The following is a 25,794-nucleotide window of genomic DNA, read 5'->3' as shown; positions in this document are numbered from 1 at the left end:
TTCGGTTGGCGACGTGAAGGTGTAGATGTAAAAACGACCCGGCTTTCGAGCCGGGTTTTTTTTGGTCCTCGCGCCTGTCCTCGCGTAAACTGGCGCGCTTGTCGCAGCGAACGTGCTGCGCCCCCCGTTTAGATCGAAGGTGCCCGCCATGCCTTGGCTGCAAGTCCGTCTGGCCATCAGCCCAGAACAAGCCGAAACCTATGAAGACGCCCTGCTGGAAGTCGGTGCCGTGTCCGTGACGTTCATGGATGCCGAAGACCAGCCGATCTTCGAGCCCGAACTCAATACCACGCCGCTCTGGTCGCACACCCACTTGCTGGCGCTGTTCGAAGCCGACACCGACGCCGGCGCAGTCTTCGCCCACTTGCAGTTGTTGACCGACGCCGCCCTGCCCGAGCATCACGCCGAAGTGATCGAGGACCAGGACTGGGAGCGCAGCTGGATGGACAATTTCCAGCCCATGCGCTTCGGCCGCCGTTTGTGGATCGTGCCCAGCTGGCACCAGGCCCCGGAACCCGAGGCGGTCAACCTGCTGCTGGACCCAGGCCTGGCGTTCGGCACCGGCACCCATCCGACCACGGCACTGTGCCTGGAATGGCTGGACGGGCAGCAGCTGCAGGACACGCAGGTGCTGGATTTCGGCTGCGGGTCGGGCATTCTGGCCATCGCTGCGTTGCTGCTGGGCGCGCGTCAGGCGGTTGGCACCGACATCGATGTGCAGGCGCTGGAGGCTTCACGCGACAACGCCCAGCGCAATGGCATTGCCGACGATCGCTTCCCGGTGTACCTGCCTGCCGACCTCCCCGCTCAGCAGGCCGATGTGCTGGTCGCCAACATTCTTGCAGGTCCCCTGGTCAGCCTCGCACCCCAGCTCAGCGGATTGGTCCGGCCTGGCGGACTGCTGGCGCTGTCCGGCATCCTCGCCGAACAGGGCGAAGAAGTCGCGGCAGCCTACGCACAGGACTTCGAGCTGGATCCGATTGCCAACCGTGACGGCTGGGTACGCATCAGCGGCCGTCGCCGCTGAGCTCCATCCAGAATGTCCCCCGGCCCTACCAGGACCTGCGCATGAGCGAGAGTTTCGTCACCCAGTGCCCGCATTGCCAAAGCAGCTTCCGCGTCAGCCACAACCAGTTGAGCGTGGCGCGCGGCGTGGTTCGCTGCGGCTCCTGCCTGCAGGTCTTCAATGCGGCCCGACAGCTGCTCGAACAGAGCGCGACCCTGACCCCGGCCAATTTGCCCAGACCGCCGGAGCTGGCTCCGCGGCCGTGGACCAATGGTGACATAGACCTGGATCGGCTCGAGCTGGGTGACACTCCCAGAATGGACAGCCTGAGCGCGCGCCGGGACGACGCCGATACCGATGCGGCGGCCTTGCCACCGATCATCGAACGGCTGCCGGCACTGGACGAAGACCAAGCGCCGACACCTGCCAAGCGGACAGAGCCTTCGTTTTCCCATTCCGAGGCCCTCGACCAGGCCCACGTCGATGACGAGCCGTCGGTGGATGGCCACGGCCGGTTATCGGCACTCGACGAGCATGATCGAGACGAGCCGCCTCTTGCTGCCGCCACCAGCACTCGCAAGGGCCAGGCAACCCGCAATGAACCTGCCGTGCGGGATGAGGACGATCTGGCCGACCTGCTGGACGAGCCGATGCAACTGGCCTGGGAGAAGCCCCGCTCGCACTGGGGCAAGCGCCTGTTGTGGCTGGGCCTGGCGATCGTTGCCGCGTTGGGCCTGGGCGTGCAGTACGTGGTCTATCATTTCGCCGAACTGGCCCGTCAGGACCAGTACCGGCCGCTGTTCCAGCAGCTGTGCCCCGTTATAGGCTGCAGTGTGCCGGCCAAGGTCGATATTGCCCTGGTAAAAAGCAGCAACCTGGTGGTGCGCAGCCATCCCGAGTTCGCCGGGGCGCTGGTGGTGGATGCGATCATCTACAACCGCGCGGCGTTCTCGCAGCCTTTTCCGTTGCTGGAGCTGCGCTTTGCCGACCTCAATGGCCAGTTGATCGCCAGCCGTCGCTTCAAGCCCAGCGAATACCTCGACGGCGAGTTGGCCGGCAAGGCCGAGATGCCGCCGCAAACGCCCATCCACATTGCCCTGGACATCCTCGACCCAGGCCCTTCGGCGGTCAATTACAGCCTCAGTTTCCGCTCGCCCGAATAGCCAGATGCTCTGGGGCAAGGGTGGACTGCGCCTGTTCAAAGCTGTCCGCGCGGGCAGATAACTGTTCAGATTTTATCCAAATCTATCTTTAACCCGTCATCGAGAGCGGGTATTATGCCAACCCTTTTTCGAACTCTCATGATCCGGCCCCACAACAGGGAAGTCCTATGTCGGCGGTACGCATCGGCCCATACACCTTGAACAACTCGCTGATCCTGGCCCCCATGGCCGGGGTTACCGACCAGCCCTTTCGTCAGTTGTGCAAACGCCTGGGCGCAGGCCTGGTGGTGTCGGAAATGGTCACCAGCGACATGAGCCTGTGGAACAGCCGCAAGTCCCGTCTGCGCATGGTCCACGAGGGCGATCCCGAGCCACGCTCGGTGCAGATCGCCGGAGGGGACGCGCAGATGCTGGCCCAGGCAGCACGGGCGAACGTGGAGGCCGGGGCGCAGATCATCGATATCAACATGGGCTGCCCGGCGAAGAAGGTGTGCAACAAGGCGGCGGGGTCTGCCTTGCTCAAGGACGAAGCGCTGGTGGCGCAGATTCTGGAAGCTGTGGTGGCCGCCGTGGATGTACCGGTGACCTTGAAGATTCGCACGGGCTGGGACCGCTCCAACCGCAATGGCATCGCTGTTGCAAAGATTGCCGAGCAGTCGGGCATCGCCGCGTTGGCGGTGCACGGTCGCACACGCGCCGACCTCTACACCGGCGAAGCCGAATACGACACCATCGCTGCGATCAAGCAGGCGGTGTCCATCCCGGTCTTCGCCAATGGCGACATCGATTCACCGCACAAGGCCCGGCAGGTACTGCAGGCGACCGGTGCCGACGGCCTGCTGATAGGGCGCGCGGCCCAGGGTCGGCCCTGGATCTTCCGGGAGATCGAGCATTACCTGCGCACCGGCGAGCTGCTGCCGGCACCGCAGTTGAGTGAAGTGGAAAGCATTCTGCTGGAACATCTGCAGGCCCTGCACGCCTTTTACGGCGATGTGATGGGCGTGCGCATCGCCCGCAAGCATGTTGGCTGGTATCTGTGTACACAGCCTGGCGGGCGTGAATTTCGCAGCCATTTCAATGGGCTGCAAGAGACGCAAGAGCAATGCGCCAACGTTCGCGAGTTTTTCGGCGAGCGCTATAGAAGCCTTGGTGAAAGGGACGCGAAAGAGGTGGCCGCATGACGATGATGAGCGAGACTTTAGTGAGTGGAACAACGCCTGTGAGCGACAATGTAAACCTCAAGCAGCATCTGAACACGCCGAGCGAAGAGGGCCAGACCCTGCGCGGCAGTGTCGAGAAGGCGTTGCACAACTACTTTGCCCACCTCGAAGGCGCCTCCGTCACGGACGTGTACAACCTGGTGCTGTCCGAAGTCGAAGCTCCCCTGCTTGAAAGCGTCATGAACCACGTCAAGGGCAACCAGACCAAGGCCAGCGAGATGCTGGGCCTGAATCGAGGCACCCTGCGCAAGAAACTCAAGCAGTACGACCTGCTGTAACCGAAGCATTCAAACCAGAAAAGGCGACCCAGCGGTTCGCCTTTTTTGTTGACTTCTACGCTTTGAAGATGGAAATCGTGATGACCGACCAGACCACCCGCCTGCCGATCCGCCGCGCCTTGATCAGCGTTTCCGACAAGACCGGAATCGTTGAATTCGCCCGCGAACTGGAAGCCCTTGGCGTCGAGATCCTGTCCACCGGCGGTACCTTCAAGCTGCTGCGCGACAACGCCGTGGCCGCCGTGGAAGTGGCCGACTACACCGGCTTCGCCGAGATGATGGACGGCCGCGTGAAAACCCTGCATCCGAAGATCCATGGCGGCATCCTCGGCCGTCGCGGTACCGACGACGCGATCATGGCCGAGCACGGCATCCAGCCGATCGACCTGGTGGCGGTCAACCTCTACCCCTTCCAGGCGACGATTTCCAAGCCTGGCTGCGACCTGGCCACGGCCATCGAGAACATCGACATCGGCGGGCCGACCATGGTCCGTTCCGCGGCGAAGAACCACAAGGACGTGGCCATCGTGGTCAACGCCGGTGACTATGCCCAGGTGCTGGCCGGGCTCAAGGCCGGCGGCCTGACCTACGCGCAGCGCTTCGACCTGATGCTCAAGGCGTTCGAACATACCGCCGCGTACGACGGCATGATCGCCAACTACATGGGCACCATCGACCAGACCGGCGAGCGTCTGGGCACCGAAGGCCGCGGCGAGTTTCCGCGGACCTTCAACAGCCAGTTCGTCAAGGCGCAGGAGATGCGCTACGGCGAGAACCCGCACCAGAAAGCGGCATTCTATGTGGAGGCGCAGCCGGCCGAAGTGGGCATTGCCACGGCAACCCAGCTGCAGGGCAAGGAGCTGTCCTACAACAATGTGGCCGATACCGACGCCGCCCTGGAGTGCGTGAAGAGCTTCGTCAAGCCGGCCTGCGTCATCGTCAAGCATGCCAACCCCTGCGGCGTGGCCGTGTGCCCGGACGCCGAGGGCGGCATCCGTCAGGCGTACGAACTGGCCTACGCCACCGATACCGAATCGGCGTTCGGCGGCATCATTGCCTTCAACCGCGAGCTGGATGCGGCCACTGCCAAGGCCATCGTCGAGCGTCAGTTCGTCGAAGTGATCATTGCCCCGAGCGTCAGCGAGGAAGCCCGCGCCATCGTGGCGGCCAAGGCCAATGTGCGCCTGCTGGCCTGCGGGCAGTGGTCGGCCGAGCGTGCCGAGGCGTGGGACTACAAGCGCGTCAACGGTGGGCTGCTGGTGCAGAGCCGCGACATCGGCATGATCGGTGCCGATGACCTCAAGGTCGTGACGCGCCGGGCACCCAGCGAGCAGGAAATCCATGACCTGATCTTTGCCTGGAAAGTCGCCAAGTATGTGAAGTCCAACGCCATCGTGTACGCCAGGAACCGCCAGACCATCGGCGTCGGTGCTGGGCAGATGAGCCGGGTGAATTCGGCGCGCATCGCGGCGATCAAGGCTGAACATGCCGGCTTGCAGGTGCAGGGCTCGGTCATGGCGTCGGATGCGTTCTTCCCGTTCCGCGACGGCTTGGACAATGCCGCCAAGGTGGGCATCACCGCCGTGATCCAACCGGGCGGCTCGATGCGCGATGCCGAGGTGATTGCGGCCGCTGACGAAGCCGGCATCGCCATGGTATTTACCGGCATGCGCCACTTCCGCCACTGATCTGGCGACGGCCGCATTGAAGATGCGGCCTCCTACAGTGATGTTTCACGGGTACGCCGCCCCTGTAGCAGCGGCGCAAGCCGCGTCAGGTCGTTACGCGGTGTACCGCGAACACCCCTAGAATTCCGCTTTACCGAGGTTTTGAACCATGAACGTATTGATCATCGGCAGCGGCGGGCGCGAGCATGCGCTGGCCTGGAAAGTCGCCCAGGACCCACGGGTCCAGAAAGTTTTCGTGGCACCGGGCAATGCCGGTACCGCCACCGAGGCCAAGTGCGAGAACGTCGCTATCGACGTGCTGGCATTGGAGCAACTGGCGGACTTCGCCGAACAGAACGTTTCGCTGACCATCGTCGGCCCTGAAGTGCCGCTGGTGGCTGGCGTGGTCGACCTGTTCCGCGCGCGCAACCTGGACTGTTTCGGCCCCACCGCAGGCGCGGCCCAGCTCGAAGGTTCGAAAGCCTTCACCAAGGATTTCCTCGCGCGGCACAAGATTCCTACCGCCGATTACCAGAATTTCACCGAGATCGAGCCGGCACTGGCCTATCTGCGTGAAAAAGGTGCGCCGATCGTGATCAAGGCCGATGGCCTGGCTGCGGGCAAGGGCGTGATCGTTGCCATGACCCTGCAGGAAGCCGAAGACGCCGTACGCGACATGCTCGCCGGCAACGCCTTCGGTGACGCGGGTTCGCGGGTGGTCATCGAAGAATTCCTCGACGGCGAGGAAGCCAGCTTCATCGTCATGGTCGATGGCAAGAACGTGCTGCCCATGGCCACCAGCCAGGACCACAAGCGCGTGGGCGACGGCGATAGCGGCCCGAACACCGGCGGCATGGGTGCGTACTCCCCTGCCCCGGTGGTGACCGCCGAGGTTCACCAGCGGGTCATGGATCAGGTCATCTGGCCGACCGTGCGCGGCATGGCGGAAGAAGGCAATGTCTACACCGGTTTTCTCTATGCCGGGCTGATGATCGACAAGGCCGGCAACCCCAAGGTCATCGAGTTCAACTGCCGTTTCGGCGACCCCGAAACCCAACCGGTCATGCTGCGCCTGCAGTCGAGCCTGATCCTGCTGATCGAAGCGGCTTTCGCCCAGGCGCTGGACAAGGTCGAGGCTCAGTGGGACCCACGGCCGAGTGTCGGCATCGTGCTGGCGGCGGGTGGCTATCCGGGCGACTATGCCAAGGGTGATGCGATCGGCGGCCTGGACGCGGCGGCTGCCGAGACCGGCAAGGTGTTCCATGCGGGCACCGCGCTCAAGGATGGCCAGGTCGTCACCGCAGGTGGCCGCGTGCTGTGCGCCACGGCACTGGGCGACAGCGTCGGCGCCGCGCAGCGCCAGGCCTATGCGCTGGCCGCGAAGATCGATTGGCAGGGTTGTTTCTATCGCCATGACATCGGCTACCGGGCCATTGCCCGCGAAAGCGGCAAATAAGCGTGGTGACTGTCGGGGGCTTCAAGCCCCCGACACACGTTTCATGGCGCACGCGGCTATAATCAGGCATTCATCTACGAAGGGATTTCGCCTTGCGCTGGCTCAGGACTGCCATAGGATTCACCGCCGGCCTGCTGGCCCTGCTCTGTGTGCTCGGCGCCCAGGCAGAGTCGGTGGGCGGCTGGTCGATGTTGATGGACGAAGACGGCCGGCTGCAGTTGGGCGACGTGCGCTCCGAACGCTTCCAGAACCAGTTCGCCCCGGTGCAACTGCGCCAGGTCAACGCGGCCGGGCCCAACGGCGCGTTGTGGCTGCACTATCGCCTGCCGCCGACCGACCAGGAATTGTTGCTGCGTATTTTCTGCCCTGACCTGAAGGCCCTGGATTTCTATGTGCTCGACGCCGACACGCTGATCAGGCGTGTGTCGTCGGACACCGATGCCAACACCGAGGCGCCGCTGGCCAGCAGCGACCATCTGCTGACCTTGCCGGTGAGCCAGAAGCATCTCGACGTGTACCTGCGTATTGCCTCCGAACACCAGATCCGCCCCAGCATCGTTCTGCAATCCTCTTCCGCAGCGGCCGCCGATCAACGGGAGCCGTTGCTGTTCGGGCTGCTGCTGGGCTGCGTTGCCATGCTCATCCTGCACAACCTGATGTGCTTCGCCCATCGCCGCTCCAGCAGCAGCCTGTGGCTGGCCTGCTCCCAGGCCTGCCTGCTGGCCTCGGCCCTGATCCTGTTCAACTTCACCGGGCCCTGGGTTTCGCTGTGGCCGGCAGCGCGTACACCCGCCGCCTACAGCGCACTGCTGCTGGCATCGATGACCGGGCTGATGTTCTGCCTGCGTTTCTTCGCCGTACGCGGCCATCAGCGCTCCAACCGCATCATCAAGGCCGAGGTTGCCCTGATCGCCCTGTGCGGGCTGTTGTTGCTGTTCATCGACGGCCTGCCGTTCAACTTCTTCGCCTACGGCCTGCTGGCCCTGACCAGCATGACCATGCTGATGATCGGCATCTGGCACTGGCTGCAGGGCTATCGCCCGGCACGCACCTTCTGCCTGGGGCTGCTGGTGTGCAACCTGGGGTGCCTGGTGGTATTGCCGGCGCTGCTGGGCCTGACCCGCACACCTTCGCAGTGGCTGATTTTCACCTTGCTCGGGTTTGCCATGGTGGGCGGGGTGATCCTCAACGCCGCGCTGACCCAGCGCCTGCGCAGCATCAGCGAGGATCGCTTCAGCGCCAGCCGGCAGCTGGCGGCCAGCACTGCCGAGATCAACGCCAAGGCGGAATTCCTGGCCAAGCTCAGCCACGAGATCCGCACCCCCATGAACGGCGTCCTGGGCATGACCGAACTGTTGCTGGGCACACCGCTGTCGGTCAAGCAACGCGACTACGTGCAGACCATCCACAGTGCCGGCAATGAGCTGCTCGGTCTGATCAACGAGATCCTCGACATCTCCAAGATCGAATCCGGGCAGATCGAACTGGACGATGTGCAGTTCGACCTGCACGCCCTGATCGAAGACTGCCTGAACATCTTTCGCGCCAAGGCCGAGCAGCAGAACATCGAGTTGATCAGTTTTACCCAGCCCCAGGTTCCGCGAGTCATCAGTGGTGATCCGACACGCCTGCGCCAGGCGCTGCTGAGCCTGCTGGACAATGCGCTGAAGAAGACCGACCAGGGCGAGATCCTGCTGGTGGTGGCGCTCGACCAGCGCAGCGCCACCCCGCGCCTGCGCATCGCCGTGCAGGACAGTGGCGAACCAATGCCCGGCGCCGAACGCGAAGCGCTGCTGCACACCGAATTGCGCAGTACCAACCTGCTCGACGGCAACCGCCTGAGCGGGCATCTGGGGCTGGTGATCGCCCGCCAACTGGTGCTGTTGATGAAGGGAGATTTCGGCATCAAGAGCGGCAGCGAGCATGGCAGCACCCTGTGGCTGACCCTGCCGCTGGATCCGCAACGCCTCGAGCAGCCCTCTTCGGACCTCGACCTGCCGCTCAAGAACGCGCGGGTGCTGGTGGTCGACGACAACGAGACCTGCCGCAAGGTACTGGTGCAGCAGTGCAGTGCCTGGGGCCTGAATGTCAGCTCCGTGCCGTCGGGCAAGGAGGCCTTGGCCTTGCTGCGAACCAAGGCGCACCTGCGTGACTATTTCGACGTGGTCTTGCTGGACCAGAACATGCCCGGCATGACCGGCATGCAGCTGGCCGCGAAGATCAAGGAAGATCCAAGCCTGAACCACGACATTCTGTTGATCATGCTTACCGGTATCAGCAATGCGCCGAGCAAGGTGGTCGCGCGCAATGCCGGGATCAAGCGCATCCTGGCCAAACCGGTGGCCGGGTACACCCTCAAGACCACCCTGGCCGACGAGCTCAGCCATCGTGGAGAAAGCGAGGCACCGCCACTCGCTGCCGCCCACCTGGCGCCGATCGATGTGCCAGGTGACTTTCGTATTCTGGTGGCCGAAGACAACAACATTTCCACCAAGGTGATCCGCGGCATGCTCGGCAAGCTCAACCTGCATCCCGACACGGCCAGCAATGGCGAGGAAGCCCTGAAGGCGATGAAGGCCCAGCGTTACGACCTGGTGCTGATGGACTGTGAAATGCCGATTCTCGACGGCTTCTCGGCGACCCGTCAGTTGCGTGCCTGGGAAATGGGCAACCAGCGCGTGCGCACACCGGTGGTGGCGCTGACCGCGCATATTCTCAGCGAGCACAAGGAGCAGGCGCGCCAGGCCGGCATGGACGGGCATATGGCCAAGCCGATCGAAATGTCGCAATTGCGCGAACTGGTGGAGCACTGGGCCTCCCAGCGCGAGGCCATCATCCCCCCCGTTGAAAACCCCCTGACCCCGTAGCAGCGGCGCGAGCCGCGTCGGCGTCACACGCGGTACGTCAGGAAATGCGCGGTGCAGCCTGACGCGGCTTGCGCCGCTGCTACAGGGGGCGTCCGGCAGCGGTTGGTGTTCGTTTGTAGATCAGGGCTTGGTGCCGTACCAGCGTGGGGTGTATACCCAGGTGCCGCCTGCGGCCTTGGCGAAGGTGCAGGTAGTGGAAGAACCCACCAGCACCATGGTGCGCATGTCCACTTGCTCAGGCGTCAGCTCGCCCAGCGTGATGACCCGCAAGGTCTGGCCGGGACGGCCGATGTCGCGGCCCAGCACCACGGGGGTGGCAGGCGTGCGATGCAGGCGAACGATGTCCAGCGCCTTGCCCAGTTGCCACGGCCGCGAGCGGGAAATCGGGTTGTAGAACGCCAGGGCCAGATCAGCCTGACAGGCCAGGTCCAGGCGCTTCTCGATGATGGCCCAGGGTTTGAGATTGTCGGACAGCGACAATACGCAAAAATCGTGGCCCAGCGGTGCGCCGGCCTGGGCCGCCGTGGCCAGGGAGGCCGAGACGCCTGGCAGCATCTGCAGCTCTACCGCGTGCCAACTCGGGTCGGCGGATTCGTGCAGCGCTTCCAGCACCGCAGCCGCCATGGCGAACACGCCGGGGTCACCGGACGACACCACCACCACCGAGCGACCCTGAGCGGCCAATTCGAACGCGTGCCGGGCACGCTGCATCTCTTCGCGATTGTCGGTGCAGTGCAGCACCTGATCGGCGCGGAACGGGCCGGCCATGCGCACGTAGGTCTCGTAGCCCAGAATGTCGTTGGCACGCGCCAGCTCCGTCTTGACCGCCGGGACCATGAGGTCGGCGGCGCCGGGGCCCAGGCCGATGACGGCCAGACGTCCGCGCGGCCGGCCAATACCTGACAGGTCCAGTGGCTGCTCGGCCATGGCGACTGCCATGTGTTCGCCGATCGCCACGGGCGACGACTGCGGCACCGCGTGGCCGGCCATCTGCACCAGCGAGCCTTGCGCCGGGGCAAACCGCAGCGGCACGCCCAAGTCGGCGGCAGCATCGTGCAGCGCAGAATCGGCCATGGCGCCCTCGTCCGCCAGCAGGCACGCCAGTGATGGCAGGGCAATACGACGGCCCTGCAGTGCGTCACGCACGGCCTCCGCCAAATGGGGCAACGCTGAATTCACCGCCACCAGCACGTTGCGCGGATGGATGAGCAGTTCGTGGGCAACCGGTGCCCGCGCCTCGCTGCCAACATGAATGGCCAGGCGCGCCTGTGCGTCTTCGGGCAGCCGTGCGTCGGCGAGCCAGGGCGCGGCGCCTTCGACGCGCACCCGCTCACCGGCGAGCAGGTCGGAAACGAAGCGCTTGCCCAGTTCCAGGTCGGCCAGGGCATAGCCGCTGGGCGGGTTGAGCAGGCAGGTACCGAAGCGCAGCTCGCCGCTGGTGGTGATCGCAGCCGCAATTCCCAGGCCTGCGCCAATCTCGCGAGCCAGCACGTTGACCCCGGCCAGGCCACCCAACAGCGGCACCACCGCGCTGCCATCTTCGGCCACGGCCAGCACCGGCGGTTCGGCGCCCTTCTCCAGCAGGAGCGGCGCCAGGCAGCGGATGACGATGCCCGCCGCGCACAGGGCAATGATCGGGGTGTCCTGTCGATACAACTGACGCAAGGTGGCGCCGAAGTCCTGATAGCTGCGCTCGACACCGGTCACGCGCTCGGCCAGGCCGTGGATCAGCGCCTGTGGATAGAGTTGCTGCAGGCGCCGCGCGGTGGTCAGGGCACCGCTGCCGAGAATGACGATTGCTGGGGCGTTCATCAGCCTTGCCACCTCTCACCCGGAACGATGATCAAGGAAAAATAGGGCGACGAGGTCGGATCGACCTCGGCCAGGGGGACGATCTTCTGGTTGGCCATGGTGGCGCGCTCGACATACAGGGCGCGCTCGCCCAGGCCCAGTTCGATCAGCACCTGGCGGACCTTGGGAAAGTTGCGGCCCAGCTTCATGATCACGGCGGCGTCGGCGTCGGCCAGGCGACGCTTGAGGTCGTCCGCCGGCAGCACGCCCGAGAGCACCGAGAGGCTCTGGTTGCGATACACCAAGGGTGCGCCCAGCACCGAAGCACCGCCGAGCATCGAGCAGACGCCAGGGATCACCTGGGCTTCATAGCGCTCGGCGAGCCGGTCGTGCAGGTACATGTAGGAGCCATAGAAGAACGGATCGCCCTCGCAGATCACTGCCACGTCGCGGCCGGCATCCAGGTGCGCGGCGACGTCCAGGCTGGCGGTGTCGTAGAAATCGCTGATGACCTGCTCGTAGGACAGCGGCGCTGGCAGCGCTTCGGTGGTCACCGGGTAGACCAGCGGCAGCAAGGTTTGCAGAGCCTGCAGGTGGCCCTCGATGATGCCGAAGGCGTTGCCCTTCTTGCCCTTGGCGACGAAATAGGCCACCACCGGCGCCTCGCGCAACAGGCGCAGCGCCTTGACGGTGATCAGTTCGGGATCGCCCGGGCCTACGCCCAGTCCCAGCAGACGGCCACGCGGTTGCATCACTCGACCTCCGTGGCCAGTGCATTGACCGCGGCGGCGGCCATGGCACTGCCACCCTTGCGGCCTTCGACGATGACGAACGGCACGCCACGGCTGTCCGCCGCCAGCATCGCCTTGGACTCGGCCGCGCCGACGAAACCGACTGGAAAGCCGAGGATCAGGGCGGGCTTGGGCGCGCCGGCATCGATCATGTCGAGCAGGTGGAACAGCGCAGTCGGCGCGTTGCCGATGACCACGACCGAGCCCTCCAGATGGGGCCGCCACAGCTCCAGCGCAGCCGCCGAGCGGGTGTTGCCCAAGGCTTGGGCCAGGGCTGGCACGCTGTCGTCCTTGAGGGTACAGATCACCTGGTTGTTCGCAGGCAGCCGGGCGCGGGTGATGCCTTCGGCGACCATGCGCGCGTCGCACAGGATCGGCGCGCCGGCGGCAAGGGCGTCGCGGCCGGCTTTGCCGGCGCCGGGCGAGAAGCGCAGGTCCTGCACGACATCGACCATGCCGCAGGCGTGAATGACCCGTACGGCGAGCTTTTCCAGGTCTGCGGGGATCTGATCCAGCTTCGCTTCGGCACGAATGATGGCGAAGGAGTTGCGATAGATCTCCTGACCATCGCGGATGTAGTCAATCATGGGTGTCGCTCCGTGAGCGGTCGCGCAGCAGGGCAGCGGCCGCATCCAGTGAAAGATGGCGCGCGAGCAGAGTCCCGAATCCGGGTCGTTCGGCGTCGCGCAGATACAGGTCATAATGGCCGGCGCTACTGGCCAGCAGGGTCGCCGGGGCGACATGGGCCGCGGCGCATGAACGTGGGCAGCCGCTCAGATGTACGCTCAGCGGCGCCCGCGCAGGCAGCAAAGCGGCGAGGCGAACGGCATCCGCCTTGGTGTCGGCCAGGCCCTTGGCACAGCCGCTGGCGCCCGTGCAGGCGATCATGGCCGCCAAGGGCTGTTGCGGCCCGGTGATGAAGCCCAGCTGGGTCAGGGCCTGGAGCACGGGTTCGGGATCGCGCAGGTCAGGTAGCAGCAGGCCCTGCCACGGGGTCATGCGCAGGGTGCCGTTACCGTGTTCGCGAGCGAGCTGGGCGGCGCCGCGCAGCATCGCTGGGGTCAGCCGTCCCAGAGGGACCAGGGTGCAGATGAAGCTCAGGCCCGGTTGGCGCTGTGGCTGGATGCCCAGTTTGAAGGTGGCCAGCGGCCTGCCAAGTGGTGCAGGGCAAACAGGCAGACCCAGGGTGCTGAGGAATGCCTGGGTAGTGTCAGTGGCGGCCTCTTCGCGGGCAGAGCCCGCTCCCACTGGTGCAGCAATCTTGCCTGCCTTGGCTGTGGGGGCTGGCATGGTGGTATCAGCGACGAGGATCCTGTGGGAGCGAGGCGGGCGGCTGAGCCCTGTGCCTGCGAAGACGGCGTCGGCAAGCAGATCGCGCATTCGCGTGTGTTCAGGGCGCGCCAGTTCGAGAAAGCGGTCCAACACCGCCACCACCAAGGCATGGCCTTGGTCGAAAGGCACGGCGCCCACGGCCGAGTCGCTCCCGGGACAGCCGGCCAGGCCGAACGCCCACCAGCACTGCCCATCGCGTTCGAAGGCCGACAGCCACAGGTCGTGGTGATGCTCGAGCATCGCCAGGCGCTCGCCGCCGTGCAACTGCACGGCGAACTTGGCCGACAGCGCATGAAAGCGCGGCTCGGTTTCCAGGCTGTGGATGACCTGGGCCGCCAATGGGCGCGTGTCGACGACCTGGCGGGGGTCGATGCCCGCGGTGGGGCCGAGCATGACATTGCGCACGTCGTCACCGGCCGCGTCCCGTGGACCCAAGCCAGCCTGCAGCAAGTGCTCGATCAAGGCCTGATGACGTTCACCGATACCTCGAATCTGCAGATTGCTGCGGTTGGTCGCCTCGATCGTTCCCCCGGCATACCGCTCGGCGGCTTCGGCGACGGCCTCGGCCTGGTCCGCACCCAGTTCGCCGCCGGCGAGTTTGATACGGCAGATCCCTCCGTCCAATGCCTGCACGATACGCAGCAACCCCGGACACGCCGAGGGGCGGACAACGTTCGAAGTCTTGTTCAAAGGGGCACCGGACACGCGCGAAAAACCACTGGAATGGGTAAGGCGCGGTATTATGCCTGCTTTGGCCGAAGGCATGAAAAGTCTGCCCGTCGGAATAGTTTTGTATGAGGAATATTCATGTCGGCCTGGCTGACCCTGGTAGGTATCGGTGAAGACGGATTTGCGGGCCTGGGCAAACAGGCGCGACGTGCGTTGTTGAGCGCGCGGCGCATCGTCGGCTCGCCACGCCAGCTCGAACTGCTGCCGCGATGCATCGTCGGTACCCGCGTCGCCTGGCCCAGTCCGTTCAGCCTCGATGCGGTACTGTCCGAGCCCGGCGAGGCGGTCTGCGTGCTGGCCAGCGGTGATCCGATGCTCTATGGCGTCGGCGCGAGCCTGGCGCGGCAGGTCCCGGCTGCGCAGATGCACGTATTGCCCTCGCCGTCCTCCTACTCTCTGGCCGCTGCTCGTCTGGGCTGGGCCCTGCAAGACGTGGTGACCCTGTCGGTGGTCGCCCGTCCGGTCGCGGCGCTGGCGGCACACCTGTACAGCGGCCAGCGCCTGTTGGTCCTGAGCAACGATGGGGCTAGCCCGCAAGCCGTTGCACGGTCGCTGCGCGAGCGCGGCTTCGGTGCCAGCCGCATGACCGTGCTCGAACACCTGGGGGGGCCCGGCGAACGTCGTATCGACGGTACCGCCAACGATGACTTCAGCGAGATCGCCGCGCTCAACCTGATCGCCCTCGAATGCCAGGCAAGCCCGGACGCCCCGCGGCTGTCACCCCTGGCCGGCCTGCCCGACACTGCCTTTCGCCACGATGGCCAACTGACCAAGCGTGACATTCGCGCGGTGACCCTGGCACGCCTGGCACCCCAGCCGGGCGAGTTGCTGTGGGACGTCGGTGCCGGCTGTGGCTCGATCGGCATCGAATGGATGCGTGCCCACCGCAGTTGCCGCGCCATCGCGGTCGAATCCGACGAGGGCCGCCAGGCCTTGATCGAACAAAACCGCGATGCCCTCGGCGTACCAGGCCTGCAGTTGGTGCGCGGTCGGGCGCCGCAGGCCCTGGCCGGGCTGGCCACGCCTGACGCGATCTTCATCGGCGGTGGCGTCACCCGCGAAAACGTCCTGGCCGACTGCTGGGCGGCGCTCAAACCCGGTGGCCGTCTGGTGGCCAACGCGGTCACGCTGCAAAGCGAACTGGCGCTGGTGCAGTGGCGCGAGCACCAAGGCGGCGAACTGACCCGCCTGCACCTTGCCCAGGCCTGCCCGTTGGGCGAGTTCGACACCTGGCGCCAGGCGTTGCCGATCACCCTGCTCGAAGCGGTCAAACCCCTCGATGCGTGAAGAAACAGCGGAACAGCCGGCACCACTGCGCAGCGGCCTGACCACCGGCAGTTGCGCCACGGCCACCAGCCTGGCCGCCGCGCGCCTGTTGCTCGGCGGTGGCGCCAGCGATGCGGTGCATATCGTGTTGCCCAAGGGCAAGCAGGTGTCGATGCGCCTGGAGTTCTGCCGGCTGAATGCCGACGGCGCTGAAGCCGGTACGCTCAAGGATGGCGGCGATGATCCGGATGTGACCCACGGCGCCTTGCTGTACACCCAGGTGCGTCTGCTCGATGAGCCCGGCATCCATTTCGTGGCTGGCGTCGGCGTAGGCACGGTCACCCGGCCAGGGCTGGTGCTGGGTGTCGGTGAGCCGGCGATCAATCCGGTGCCGCGGCGGATGATCGGCGAGCACCTGGCGCGCTTGGCCGAGGAACATGGCTACGGCGGCGGCTTCGAGGTCACCGTCAACGTCGAGAACGGCGCTGGCCTGGCGCTCAAGACCATGAACCCGCGCCTGGGCATCCTCGGCGGGCTGTCGATCCTGGGCACCAGCGGTATCGTGCGGCCGTTCTCGTGCGCCGCTTACATCGCCTCCATTCATCAAGGCATTGATGTGGCGACCACCAACGGCTACCGGCACATCGCCGCGTGCACCGGCAACGCCAGCGAGGACACCATGCGCCAGGTCTACGCGTTGCCCGAGATCGCCCTGATCGAGATGGGCGACTTCGTCGGTGCGGTACTCAAACATCTGCGCAAGGTGCCCGTGGACAAACTCAGCCTGTGCGGCGGTTTCGGCAAGATCAGCAAGCTGGCGGCCGGACACATGGACCTGCACAGTCGTCATTCGAGTATCGATCTGGCACAGCTGGCGGGTTGGGCCAGCGACGTCGGCGCAGGCAGTGACCTGCAAACGCGGATTCGCGCGGCCAACACCAGCCAGCAAGCCTTGGCCCTGGCCCATGCCGAGGGCGTGAAGCTGGGCGATGAGGTCTGCCGCCATGCCTGGCAATTCGCTTGCAGCGTGGTACAGGATCGGGTTCAGGTGGAGGTGTTCGCCATCGATCGCCAGGGCGGGATCGTCGGGCAGGCGGGGGTGAGTCCATGAAGCGCATCCTGCTGCTGGGTGGCGTGACCGAGGCCCTGGCGATCGCGCGGACCCTGGGGCCTGAACATGTCTACAGCCTGGCGGGCGTGGGCCGCGTGCCGACCGACCTGCGCTGTCAGGTGCGCGTCGGTGGGTATGGCGGTGCCGAAGGGCTGGCAGCCTACATTCGTGGCGAGGGCATTACGCTGCTGGTGGACGCGACTCATCCCTATGCGGCGCAGATCAGCGCCAATGCGGCGAAGGCTGCGGGCCTGGCCGGCATCGAGTGCTGGGCCTTGCGCCGTCCGGCCTGGGCGCCTCAGGCGGGTGACGACTGGAGAGAGGTGGTCGACTGGGCTGCACTGGTGCAGGTGCTGGCACCGTTCCAGCGACCGCTGTTTACCCTGGGTCGCGAACCTCTGCAGCACCTCCACGAGATCCCGCCGCATCAGCATTGGACCCTGCGGGCGCTGGACCCCTACCCAGGCACGGCGCAATGCGAGGTCATCGGCGCCCGTGGTCCCTTTTGTCTGGACGCCGAACGCGCCTTGTTCGCCCAGCGCAGCATCGACGTGCTGATCAGCAAGAACAGCGGCAGCGGCGCGACCGAACCCAAGCTGCAGGTGGCGCGGGAGATGGGGTTGCCGGTGTTGGTGCTCAAGCGCCCGACGCTGCCGGCGGTGGATCGCATGTTCATGGATGCGGCCTCATTGCTGGTGCAGATGAATCGCGGCGCCTGATGACGCGGCTTGCGCCGCTGCTACAGGGTATTGCGGTGCCTGATGATGCGGTTTGCGCGGTGGACCAGATTTATTGCGTATGCCGCCGTCGCGGCTCGCGCCGCTGCTACAATGGCGGCTTTCGTATCGGGGTGTCTGCGATGAAAAGGTTCTGGTCTGCCTGTGTGCTCATGCTGCTCGCTGCCGCCGCGCAAGGCGACGTCCGTCAATACAAGGCGGGTGACCTGCTCATCGTCGAACCCTGGTCCCAGGAACTGCCACCCGGCTCGCCGACAGCGGCGGTGTACTTCGAGCTGCGCAACCGCGGGCTCGACGACGACACGCTGACCAGCGTCGACACGCCCATCGCCGCAGAGGCGCAGTTGCATCAGCACATCAACCAGGACGGCATGATGAAAATGCAGCAGGTCCAGGGTGTCACCGTTCCGGCGAGCGGCCACGCGGTCTTCGCGCCGATGGCGTTTCACGTGATGCTGCTGGATCTCAAGCTGAGCAGCCCATTGCAGGCCGGCCAGCACTTTCCCGTGACGCTGCACTTTGCCAAGGCCGGTGATTTCGTGGTGGAGGTACAGGTGCTCAAGCAGGCGCCCGCGCAGGAAGAGGCCACCGAGCATGCGCATTGACTGAATGAATGCGCTGAGCGCCAAGCGCCCTCCTTCCACGCCGTCTGCCAAGGCGCGCGCCAGCTGGATCAGCCTGTTCGCGATGCTGATGATATTCATCGGCCCGCTGATTTCCCAATCCATGCCGATGGACCACAGGATGTCCAGTGTGGCGCTGGGCAGCGCCGTGCCCACCATCAACATGCCCGCCATGGACCACCAGACTCATGGCGAGCATCACGGCAGCGCCGCGGGCAGCAGCGACCTGCACGTGCTGATGGAAAAGTGCGGTTATTGCAGCCTGTTCTTCCATTGCCCAGCGCTGCCTCAGGCGCTGGCCATTGCGGGGGCGAATGCGCAGCGCCCGCACAGTGTATTCATGGCCGAGCCCCGCGCGGGGCACGCTACACAGGCGGTGTTCCTCGGCGCGCGCACGCGAGCGCCGCCTGCGTTGGTTTGAGCTTCCACGCCAAACATACACACGCTTGTGCGTTGTCAACGCGGGCCTCTTCGCGGGTAGATGGCTCGCCGCCCGCCCCGCTCCCACAGTGGGCGTTGCTGATCCTGCGAATGTCTTCGCAGGCAAGGCTCGCTCCCGCGCGGTAGCGCGGTTGACCTGTGGAAGGGAACGGGCAGCGCATGGGCCTTGTTGAGTACACGATAAGTCGGAACACGCCTTCTCCATGAAAACCTCTTTCTACAACCTTGCCTGGCGTTGGCATTTCTACGCCGGGCTGTTCGTCGCGCCGTTCATGATCCTGCTGGCGCTGACCGGAATCATCTACCTGTTCAAGCCACAGCTGGACCCTTGGATGTACCGTGACCTGCTGGTGGTGCCGGTGGCCGAACAGCGCCTGAGCGCCGATGAATTGCTGGTGCGAACCCACAACGCCTACCCGCGTGGTGCCATCGGCCAGTACCTGCCGCCCAGCACCGCCGAGCGCAGCGCTCAGTTCGTGGTCCATGCCGATGGCCGCGAACTGAATGTATTCGTCAATCCCTACACCGGCGAATGGCTGGGCGCGCAGGATGCCAAGTGGAACCTGCAGGCGGTGGCCAGGGCGCTGCACGGCGAATTGATGATCGGCACCGTCGGCGACCGGCTGATAGAGCTGGCCGCCGGCTGGGGCATTGTGCTGGTGATCTCCGGCCTGTACCTGTGGTGGCCGCGCGGCACCGCGGCCAGCGGCGCGCTCTGGCCGCGCTGGCGCAGCCGTGGCCGGGCGCTGTGGCGCGACGTCCATGCGGCAGTCGGTTTCTGGGGCGCGGCGTTGCTGCTGGTCATGCTGCTCAGCGGCATGACCTGGACCGGTTTCTGGGGCAAGCAGTATGCCCAGTTGTGGAACCAGTTCCCTGCCGCCATGTGGAACGACATGCCCACCTCCGACGAGCAGGCTGGCAAACTCAACCAAGCCCACCGGCAGACCGTGCCGTGGGCCATGGAACACACGCCGATGCCACAGTCCAGCGGCGCGCATGCCGAACACATGGCTCATGGCGAGCACGTGCATGCCCCGGCGGCGCCGCAGATCAGCCTGCAGAGCGTGGTCGATACAGCGGCGCGATTGCAGGTGGAGCCGGGCTACAGCATCACCTTGCCGACCACCGCGAGCGGCGTGTTCACCGTGGCGGTATTCGCCGACGACCCACGCAACGACGCGACCCTGCACATCGATCAGTACAGCGGTCAGGTTCTGGCCGATGTGCGCTGGGCACAGTACGGCCTGGTCGCCCGTGCTACCGAAACCGGCGTGATGCTGCACGAGGGCAAGATGTTCGGCCCGGTCAATCAGATCATCGTGCTGCTGGTGTGCCTGATGATCCTGCTCAGTTCGGTCAGCGGCCTGGTGATCTGGTGGAAGCGCCGGCCACAGGGCAAGCTCGGTGTACCGCCGCTGCGCCATGATCTGCCGCGATGGAAGGTGGCGGTCGGAGTGATGGTTGCGGTGGGCGTGCTGTTTCCGCTGGTGGGCCTGTCCTTGGTGCTGGTGTGGGTGGCGGATCGGGTGCTGCTGCGGGTGCGGCCTTCGGTCGAAGCTGTCTGAGTCATCCTGCATACATCTGCGGTACGCCCGGACGCGGCTCGCGCCGCTGCTACAGGGGATTTGCGGTCCCCGTAGCAGCAGCGCAAGCCGCGTTGGCGGTGCACGCAATCCCGCAGCAGCGGCACCAGCCGCGTCGGCGGTGCACGCAATCCCGCAGCAGCGGCGCAAGCCGCGTCGGCGGTGCATGCGATCCCGCAGCAGCGGCACCAGCCGCGTCGGCGGTGCACGCAATCCCGTAGCAGCGGCGCAAGCCGCGTCGGCGGTGCACGCAATCCCGTAGCAACACCGCAAGCCGCGTCGGCGGTGCACGCAATCCCGTAGCAGCGGCGCAAGCCGCGTCGGCGGTGCACGCAATCCCGTAGCAGCGGCGCCAGCCGCGTCGGCGGTGCACGCAATCCCGCAGCAGCGGCGCCAGCCGCGTCGGCGGTGCACGCAATCCCGTAGCAGCGGCGCAAGCCGCGTCGGCGGTGCATGCGATCTGCCTGATGGTCGCTCACGTAGTCCGGCGCACCAATACCACTCAACCCTGCGCACCATCCTGCCAGTCGAGCACCAGCACGGTGCGCGCCGCTGCGTTGCCTAAGCTCAACCGGCACGTATTTCGCCCCTGCGCGACTCCGGCACACCCCTTGCAATACTCCAGCGAGAAGTCCCCACCTGCCGCACCGGAACGACATTCCGTACATGGAGATTGCACAATGAAGCGTCGCAGCTTGATCAAGGCGTTCACCCTTTCCGCATCGATCGCTGCCATGGGTTTGTCCTGGACGATCCAGGCTGCCGAGACCATCAAGGTCGGCATCCTGCACTCGCTGTCCGGCACCATGGCCATCTCGGAGACTTCGCTGAAAGACATGGCCTTGATGACCATCGACCAGATCAACGCCAAGGGTGGCGTCAATGGCAAGATGCTCGAGGCGGTGGTGGTGGACCCGGCGTCCAACTGGCCGTTGTTTGCCGAGAAGGCACGGCAGTTGATCACTCAGGACAAGGTGGCCGTGGTGTTCGGCTGCTGGACGTCGGTGTCGCGCAAGTCGGTGCTGCCGGTCTTCGAAGAACTCAACGGCCTGCTGTTCTACCCCGTGCAGTACGAGGGTGAGGAGATGTCGCCGAACGTGTTCTACACCGGTGCGGCGCCCAACCAGCAGGCGATCCCGGCGGTCGAATACCTGATGAGCGAAGACGGTGGCGCGGCCAAGCGCTATTTCCTGCTGGGCACCGATTACGTCTACCCACGCACCACCAACAAGATTCTGCGCGCCTTCCTGCACTCCAAGGGCGTCGCCGACAAGGACATCGAAGAGGTCTACACCCCGTTCGGTCACTCGGACTACCAGACCATCGTCGCCAACATCAAGAAGTTCTCGGCAGGCGGCAAGACTGCGGTCATCTCCACCGTCAACGGCGACTCCAACGTGCCGTTCTACAAGGAACTGGCCAACCAGGGCCTGAAGGCCACCGACGTACCGGTGGTGGCCTTCTCGGTCGGCGAAGAAGAGCTGCGCGGCATCGACACCAAGCCGCTGGTGGGCAACCTGGCGGCATGGAACTACTTCCAGTCGGTGGAGAACAAGGAAAACACCAAGTTCGTTGCTGACTGGAAAGCCTACGCCAAGGCCAAGAACCTGCCGAACGCCGGCACCGTGGTCACCAATGACCCGATGGAAGCGACCTACGTGGGCATCAACATGTGGGCACAGGCCGCCAACCAGGCCAAATCCACCGACGTCGACAAGGTGCGTGAGGCCATGGCCGGGCAGACCTTCGCCGCGCCGTCGGGCTACACGCTGACCATGGACAAGACCAACCACCACCTGCACAAGCCGGTGATGATCGGCGAGATCGAGGACAACGGTCAGTTCAACGTGGTGTGGCAGACCAAGGAGCCGATCCGCGCCCAGCCATGGAGCCCGTACATTCCTGGCAACGACAAGAAGCCGGATCATGCGGTGAAGAGCAACTGATCCACGTGGCCGCGAAGGGGCGGCGCGGTGCGTCTGGTAGACCGCAGCGCTCTCTTCGCGGCCGATGACCGCTCCTACGGTGGATCGCGAGTTTTCTGTAGGAGCGGTCTATGGCCGCGAAGGGCTATCGCAGTGCAGCTGATAGAGCGCAGCGTTTTTTTTCGCGGCCGATGACCGCTCCCACAAAGGGGGCGGGTGTTGCCTTCAATTCAAAGGACTTGCCATGTCCCTCATCAAATTCTTCACCGCTGTCGTTCTGCTCTTGCCCATGGTGGCGAGCGCCAACGACGCCAGTGATTTTACCGGCGCTTCATCCGCCGAGCAGGTTCGACTGCTGGAAGCCTGGGCTGCGCAGCCCGAGCCGGCGCGGATGGCTTTGCTCACCGCCCTTCAGGACGGCCGAGTGGCGGCCGATGCCGAGAAAAAACCGTTCATCGAAACCGATGGCCAGATGACCGCAGCCGACGGCACTGCCGCGGCCATCGAACCAGTGCGCAAGTTGCGCCTCAACAACCGTCTGCGCGGCCTGGTGGACACCGCCCTGGCCAGCCACCAACTACTGAGCAACGATGTTCAGGTACGCTTGGCCGCCGCGCAGCAACTGCAACGCTCGGCGCAGCCCAGCCAACTGCCCCTGCTCGACCGGCAGACCGCCGGTGAACAGGACGAAACGGTGAAAACCGCCTTGACCCTGGCCCTGGCCAATCTGCAACTGGTCGATCCCGAACCCGCCGTGCGCCTGGCTGCGGTACGCCTGCTGGGTGAAACCGGCGAGCCACTGGCGCGCACCCGTCTGGAAAACCTGTTGGCGCCCGGTGTCGAAGCGGACACGGCGGTGCGCACCGCTGCCGAGACCAGCCTGGTTCAAGTGAAGCGCAAGCTGATGATCGGCGACATCCTGGGCCAGGCCTTCAGCGGCATGTCCCTGGGTTCGATCCTGCTGCTGGCCGCCCTGGGCCTGGCGATCACCTTCGGCCTGCTTGGTGTGATAAACATGGCCCATGGCGAGATGCTCATGCTCGGCGCCTACTCCACCTACGTCGTGCAGATGCTGGTCCAGCGCCTGGCGCCGGGCGCCATCGAGTACTACCCACTGATCGCGCTGCCCGTGGCCTTCTTCGTCACCGCTGTGATCGGCATGGTGTTGGAACGCACCGTCATCCGCCACCTGTACGGACGCCCCCTGGAAACCCTGCTGGCGACCTGGGGTATCAGCCTGATGCTGATCCAGGCGATTCGCCTGATCTTCGGTGCGCAGAACGTGGAAGTGGCCAACCCGGCCTGGCTCTCCGGCGGCTGGCAGGTGCTGCCCAACCTGGTGCTGCCGTACAACCGCATCGTGATCATCGCTTTCGCCTTGTCCGTGGTGGTGCTGACCTGGCTGCTGCTGAACAAGACCCGCCTGGGCCTGAACGTGCGCGCCGTGACCCAGAACCGCAACATGGCCGCCTGCTGCGGCGTGCCCACCGGGCGCGTCGACATGCTTGCCTTCGGCCTGGGCTCGGGCATTGCCGGCCTGGGTGGCGTGGCGCTGAGCCAGATCGGCAACGTCGGCCCCGACCTGGGGCAGAGCTACATCATCGATTCCTTCCTGGTGGTGGTACTGGGCGGCGTCGGCCAACTGGCCGGCAGCGTATCCGCCGCGTTCGGCCTGGGCATCGCCAACAAGATCCTAGAACCGCAGATCGGTGCGGTGCTCGGCAAGATCCTGATCCTCGCGCTGATCATTCTGTTCATCCAGAAACGTCCGCAAGGCCTCTTCGCACTGAAAGGACGGGTGATCGACTGATGAACCAGCCATTGATGCTCACTGCTGCGCAGAAAGCCGGGCCGAAAGTGACCCTCGCCATCGGCGTCGTGATCCTGTCGATCCTCATCGCCCTGCCGCTGCTGTCACTGCTGCCGGCCAGCAACGGCTTGCAGGTCTCGGCCTACACCCTGACCCTGGTCGGCAAGATCCTCTGCTATGCCATCGTCGCCCTGGCGCTGGACCTGGTCTGGGGCTACGCCGGCCTGTTGTCGCTGGGCCACGGGCTGTTCTTCGCCCTTGGCGGCTATGCCATGGGCATGTACCTGATGCGTGAGGCGGCCGGCGACGGCTTGCCGGCGTTCATGACGTTCCTGTCGTGGACCGAGCTGCCCTGGTTCTGGGTGGGTACCGAGCATTTCCTCTGGGCCATGTGCCTGGCGGTATTGGCCCCAGGCTTGCTGGCACTGGTGTTCGGTTTCTTCGCCTTCCGTTCGCGGATCAAGGGCGTGTACTTCTCGATCATGACCCAGGCACTAACGTTCGCCGGCATGCTGCTGTTCTTCCGCAACGAGACGGGTTTCGGCGGCAACAACGGCTTCACCAACTTCCGCAGCATCCTGGGCTTCAGCATCACCTCCCAAGGTACCCGTGCCGTGCTGTTCCTGCTCACCGTGGCGCTGCTGGTGCTGAGTCTGTACGTGGGCTGGCGCCTGGCGCGCAGCAAGTTCGGCAGGGTGCTGACTGCACTGCGCGACGCCGAGAACCGCTTGATGTTCTGCGGTTACGACCCGCGCGGTTTCAAGCTGTTCGTATGGGTGCTCAGCGCAGTGCTGTGCGGCCTCGCCGGGGCGCTGTACGTGCCACAGGTCGGCATCATCAACCCCAGCGAGATGTCGCCGACCAACTCCATCGAGGCCGCCGTCTGGGTGGCCCTGGGCGGACGTGGCACCCTGATCGGGCCGCTGCTGGGTGCCGGCATCGTCAATGGCATGAAAAGCTGGTTCACCGTGGCATTCCCTGAATACTGGCTGTTCTTCCTCGGCGCGCTGTTCATCATCGTGACCTTGTACCTGCCCAAGGGCGTGATCGGCCTGCTGAAGAAAAGGGGTGAACAATGAGAATCACCGCGACCGCCGAGTTCATGCTCGAACCGGTGCTGGACCCCAACAGCGACGCCGGCACCAGCCGCGATGCCATCGGCCTGGGCCAGGCCAGCGGACCGGGGCTGAACACCCGCCACGGCACCATCCTGACCCTGGAGGACATCAGCGTCAGCTTCGATGGTTTCAAGGCGTTGAACGACCTCAACCTGTACATCGGCGTGGGCGAGCTGCGCTGCATCATCGGGCCCAACGGTGCCGGCAAGACCACCCTGATGGACGTGATCACCGGCAAGACCCGGCCCACCACGGGCAAGGCCTGGTTCGGCGAAACCCTGGACCTGACCCACATGAGCGAGGTGCAGATCGCCCAGGCCGGCATCGGCCGCAAGTTCCAGAAGCCGACCGTGTTCGAAGCCTTGAGTGTGTTCGAGAATCTGGAGCTGGCGCAGAAGACCGACAAGTCGGTCTGGGCCAGCCTGCGTGCGCGGCTGAGCGCCGAGCAGCATGAGCGCATCGTCGACGTGCTGGAGACCATTCGCCTGAGCGCGTCGATCGATCGCCCGGCAGGCTTGCTGTCCCACGGCCAGAAGCAGTTTCTGGAAATCGGCATGCTGCTGGTGCAGGACCCTCAGCTGTTACTGCTCGATGAGCCGGTGGCGGGCATGACCGATGCCGAAACCGAATTCACCGCCGAACTGTTCAAAACCCTCGCCGGCAAGCACTCATTGATGGTGGTGGAGCACGACATGGGTTTCGTCGGCTCGATTGCCGACCATGTGACGGTGCTGCACCAGGGCAGCGTGCTGGCCGAAGGGTCGCTCGAGGCGGTGCAGGCCGATGAGCGGGTGATCGAGGTCTATCTGGGGCGTTGAGGTCCATTCGCGGCCGCTGACCGCTCCTACGGTAATCAACCGTAGGAGCGGTCGCCGGCCGC

General features: G+C 65.2%; 21 protein-coding genes. 17 read left to right on the top strand and 4 right to left on the bottom strand.

Annotation, left to right across the window (positions count from 1 at the left end; genetic code table 11):
- Positions 1-148 precede the first annotated feature (148 nt).
- The 7 genes from prmA (at position 149) to IFT76_RS15330 (ending at position 9,657) form a co-directional block, all read left to right on the top strand.
- The gene (prmA, locus tag IFT76_RS15360; protein ID WP_122480309.1) at positions 149-1,027 is read left to right on the top strand and encodes a 50S ribosomal protein L11 methyltransferase; all 879 of its coding nucleotides are present in this window, start codon (positions 149-151) and stop codon (positions 1,025-1,027) included.
- A 41-nt stretch (positions 1,028-1,068) separates the two neighbouring features.
- Positions 1,069-2,169, top strand: coding sequence for a DUF3426 domain-containing protein (locus tag IFT76_RS15355; protein WP_192059119.1), 1,101 nt, complete (start codon positions 1,069-1,071; stop codon positions 2,167-2,169).
- Positions 2,170-2,336: 167 nt separating this feature from the next.
- The gene (gene dusB, locus IFT76_RS15350; protein WP_192059117.1) at positions 2,337-3,350 is read left to right on the top strand and encodes a tRNA dihydrouridine synthase DusB; all 1,014 of its coding nucleotides are present in this window, start codon (positions 2,337-2,339) and stop codon (positions 3,348-3,350) included.
- Positions 3,347-3,667: a DNA-binding transcriptional regulator Fis gene (gene fis, locus IFT76_RS15345; RefSeq protein ID WP_049861977.1), complete on the top strand. Its 321-nt coding sequence runs from the start codon at positions 3,347-3,349 to the stop codon at positions 3,665-3,667. Before dusB ends, fis begins: the two co-directional genes overlap by 4 nt.
- Before the next feature lie 80 nt (positions 3,668-3,747).
- Entirely contained in the window at positions 3,748-5,355 is a 1,608-nt protein-coding gene (purH, locus tag IFT76_RS15340) for a bifunctional phosphoribosylaminoimidazolecarboxamide formyltransferase/IMP cyclohydrolase (protein ID WP_122480312.1), read from the top strand.
- A gap of 148 nt (positions 5,356-5,503) precedes the next feature.
- The gene (gene purD, locus IFT76_RS15335) at positions 5,504-6,790 is read left to right on the top strand and encodes a phosphoribosylamine--glycine ligase (protein ID WP_185795277.1); all 1,287 of its coding nucleotides are present in this window, start codon (positions 5,504-5,506) and stop codon (positions 6,788-6,790) included.
- Between the two features lie 92 nt (positions 6,791-6,882).
- Positions 6,883-9,657 carry a hybrid sensor histidine kinase/response regulator gene (locus IFT76_RS15330; protein ID WP_192059115.1) on the top strand — a complete coding sequence of 925 codons (2,775 nt, stop codon included), beginning with the start codon at positions 6,883-6,885 and terminating at the stop codon, positions 9,655-9,657.
- Between the two features lie 120 nt (positions 9,658-9,777).
- Here IFT76_RS15330 and cobJ read toward each other — a convergent pair whose 3' ends face one another.
- The 4 genes from cobJ to cobG are packed head-to-tail and all read right to left on the bottom strand — an operon-like array spanning position 9,778 to position 14,336.
- A complete protein-coding gene (gene cobJ / locus IFT76_RS15325) occupies positions 9,778-11,469 on the bottom strand; it encodes a precorrin-3B C(17)-methyltransferase (RefSeq protein WP_192059113.1) in 1,692 nt (563 codons plus the stop codon).
- On the bottom strand, positions 11,469-12,200 hold the full coding sequence (locus tag IFT76_RS15320) for a precorrin-2 C(20)-methyltransferase (RefSeq protein WP_122480316.1): 732 nt from the start codon (positions 12,198-12,200) through the stop codon (positions 11,469-11,471). Before IFT76_RS15320 ends, cobJ begins: the two co-directional genes overlap by 1 nt.
- Positions 12,200-12,826, bottom strand: coding sequence for a precorrin-8X methylmutase (locus tag IFT76_RS15315; RefSeq protein WP_122480317.1), 627 nt, complete (start codon positions 12,824-12,826; stop codon positions 12,200-12,202). Before IFT76_RS15315 ends, IFT76_RS15320 begins: the two co-directional genes overlap by 1 nt.
- Positions 12,819-14,336: a precorrin-3B synthase gene (cobG, locus tag IFT76_RS15310; RefSeq protein ID WP_192059111.1), complete on the bottom strand. Its 1,518-nt coding sequence runs from the start codon at positions 14,334-14,336 to the stop codon at positions 12,819-12,821. Before cobG ends, IFT76_RS15315 begins: the two co-directional genes overlap by 8 nt.
- Positions 14,337-14,378: 42 nt before the next feature.
- Between cobG and cbiE the strand changes: the two genes are divergently transcribed.
- The 10 genes from cbiE to urtD all read left to right on the top strand — a co-directional run bounded on the left by cbiE (position 14,379) and on the right by urtD (position 25,732).
- Positions 14,379-15,587, top strand: a complete 1,209-nt coding sequence (gene cbiE, locus IFT76_RS15305; protein ID WP_192059109.1) for a precorrin-6y C5,15-methyltransferase (decarboxylating) subunit CbiE — start codon at positions 14,379-14,381, stop codon at positions 15,585-15,587.
- Positions 15,580-16,677 carry a cobalt-precorrin-5B (C(1))-methyltransferase gene (locus IFT76_RS15300; RefSeq protein ID WP_192059108.1) on the top strand — a complete coding sequence of 366 codons (1,098 nt, stop codon included), beginning with the start codon at positions 15,580-15,582 and terminating at the stop codon, positions 16,675-16,677. Before cbiE ends, IFT76_RS15300 begins: the two co-directional genes overlap by 8 nt.
- Positions 16,674-17,396 (top strand): cobalt-precorrin-6A reductase, encoded by a 723-nt coding sequence (locus IFT76_RS15295; protein ID WP_192059106.1) that lies wholly within the window; start codon positions 16,674-16,676, stop codon positions 17,394-17,396. The genes IFT76_RS15300 and IFT76_RS15295 overlap by 4 nt, the downstream gene beginning before the upstream one ends.
- A 140-nt stretch (positions 17,397-17,536) precedes the next feature.
- The gene (locus IFT76_RS15290; RefSeq protein WP_446730949.1) at positions 17,537-18,019 is read left to right on the top strand and encodes a copper chaperone PCu(A)C; all 483 of its coding nucleotides are present in this window, start codon (positions 17,537-17,539) and stop codon (positions 18,017-18,019) included.
- Positions 18,020-18,023: 4 nt separating this feature from the next.
- Positions 18,024-18,458, top strand: coding sequence for a DUF2946 domain-containing protein (locus tag IFT76_RS15285; RefSeq protein WP_192059104.1), 435 nt, complete (start codon positions 18,024-18,026; stop codon positions 18,456-18,458).
- 223 nt (positions 18,459-18,681) lie between these two features.
- Complete coding sequence (locus tag IFT76_RS15280) at positions 18,682-20,043, top strand: PepSY-associated TM helix domain-containing protein (protein WP_192059102.1); 1,362 nt, start codon at positions 18,682-18,684, stop codon at positions 20,041-20,043.
- Between the two features lie 698 nt (positions 20,044-20,741).
- Positions 20,742-22,007, top strand: a complete 1,266-nt coding sequence (urtA, locus tag IFT76_RS15275) for an urea ABC transporter substrate-binding protein (RefSeq protein WP_122480324.1) — start codon at positions 20,742-20,744, stop codon at positions 22,005-22,007.
- A gap of 223 nt (positions 22,008-22,230) precedes the next feature.
- The gene (gene urtB, locus IFT76_RS15270; protein WP_192059100.1) at positions 22,231-23,796 is read left to right on the top strand and encodes an urea ABC transporter permease subunit UrtB; all 1,566 of its coding nucleotides are present in this window, start codon (positions 22,231-22,233) and stop codon (positions 23,794-23,796) included.
- On the top strand, positions 23,796-24,875 hold the full coding sequence (gene urtC, locus IFT76_RS15265) for an urea ABC transporter permease subunit UrtC (RefSeq protein WP_122796493.1): 1,080 nt from the start codon (positions 23,796-23,798) through the stop codon (positions 24,873-24,875). Before urtB ends, urtC begins: the two co-directional genes overlap by 1 nt.
- Positions 24,872-25,732 (top strand): urea ABC transporter ATP-binding protein UrtD, encoded by an 861-nt coding sequence (gene urtD / locus IFT76_RS15260; protein WP_192059098.1) that lies wholly within the window; start codon positions 24,872-24,874, stop codon positions 25,730-25,732. Before urtC ends, urtD begins: the two co-directional genes overlap by 4 nt.
- Positions 25,733-25,794 lie beyond the last annotated feature (62 nt).

The sequence above is a fragment of the Pseudomonas sp. CFBP 13727 genome, assembly GCF_014841915.1.
Lineage (GTDB): Bacteria > Pseudomonadota > Gammaproteobacteria > Pseudomonadales > Pseudomonadaceae > Aquipseudomonas > Aquipseudomonas baltica.
This window is presented reverse-complemented; position numbering and strand designations above follow the sequence as displayed.

What these genes read in the sequence shown, in the direction of transcription:
- prmA (WP_122480309.1), top strand. Translation starts at nt 149, where the DNA reads ATGCCTTGGCTGCAAGTCCGTCTGGCCATCAGCCCAGAACAAGCCGAA.
- IFT76_RS15355 (WP_192059119.1), top strand. Translation starts at nt 1,069, where the DNA reads ATGAGCGAGAGTTTCGTCACCCAGTGCCCGCATTGCCAAAGCAGCTTC.
- dusB (WP_192059117.1), top strand. Translation starts at nt 2,337, where the DNA reads ATGTCGGCGGTACGCATCGGCCCATACACCTTGAACAACTCGCTGATC.
- fis (WP_049861977.1), top strand. Translation starts at nt 3,347, where the DNA reads ATGACGATGATGAGCGAGACTTTAGTGAGTGGAACAACGCCTGTGAGC.
- purH (WP_122480312.1), top strand. Translation starts at nt 3,748, where the DNA reads ATGACCGACCAGACCACCCGCCTGCCGATCCGCCGCGCCTTGATCAGC.
- purD (WP_185795277.1), top strand. Translation starts at nt 5,504, where the DNA reads ATGAACGTATTGATCATCGGCAGCGGCGGGCGCGAGCATGCGCTGGCC.
- cobJ (WP_192059113.1), bottom strand. Translation starts at nt 11,469, where the DNA reads ATGAACGCCCCAGCAATCGTCATTCTCGGCAGCGGTGCCCTGACCACC.
- IFT76_RS15320 (WP_122480316.1), bottom strand. Translation starts at nt 12,200, where the DNA reads ATGCAACCGCGTGGCCGTCTGCTGGGACTGGGCGTAGGCCCGGGCGAT.
- IFT76_RS15315 (WP_122480317.1), bottom strand. Translation starts at nt 12,826, where the DNA reads ATGATTGACTACATCCGCGATGGTCAGGAGATCTATCGCAACTCCTTC.
- cobG (WP_192059111.1), bottom strand. Translation starts at nt 14,336, where the DNA reads ATGCCTTCGGCCAAAGCAGGCATAATACCGCGCCTTACCCATTCCAGT.
- cbiE (WP_192059109.1), top strand. Translation starts at nt 14,379, where the DNA reads ATGTCGGCCTGGCTGACCCTGGTAGGTATCGGTGAAGACGGATTTGCG.
- IFT76_RS15300 (WP_192059108.1), top strand. Translation starts at nt 15,580, where the DNA reads ATGCGTGAAGAAACAGCGGAACAGCCGGCACCACTGCGCAGCGGCCTG.
- IFT76_RS15295 (WP_192059106.1), top strand. Translation starts at nt 16,674, where the DNA reads ATGAAGCGCATCCTGCTGCTGGGTGGCGTGACCGAGGCCCTGGCGATC.
- IFT76_RS15290 (WP_446730949.1), top strand. Translation starts at nt 17,537, where the DNA reads ATGAAAAGGTTCTGGTCTGCCTGTGTGCTCATGCTGCTCGCTGCCGCC.
- IFT76_RS15285 (WP_192059104.1), top strand. Translation starts at nt 18,024, where the DNA reads ATGAATGCGCTGAGCGCCAAGCGCCCTCCTTCCACGCCGTCTGCCAAG.
- IFT76_RS15280 (WP_192059102.1), top strand. Translation starts at nt 18,682, where the DNA reads ATGAAAACCTCTTTCTACAACCTTGCCTGGCGTTGGCATTTCTACGCC.
- urtA (WP_122480324.1), top strand. Translation starts at nt 20,742, where the DNA reads ATGAAGCGTCGCAGCTTGATCAAGGCGTTCACCCTTTCCGCATCGATC.
- urtB (WP_192059100.1), top strand. Translation starts at nt 22,231, where the DNA reads ATGTCCCTCATCAAATTCTTCACCGCTGTCGTTCTGCTCTTGCCCATG.
- urtC (WP_122796493.1), top strand. Translation starts at nt 23,796, where the DNA reads ATGAACCAGCCATTGATGCTCACTGCTGCGCAGAAAGCCGGGCCGAAA.
- urtD (WP_192059098.1), top strand. Translation starts at nt 24,872, where the DNA reads ATGAGAATCACCGCGACCGCCGAGTTCATGCTCGAACCGGTGCTGGAC.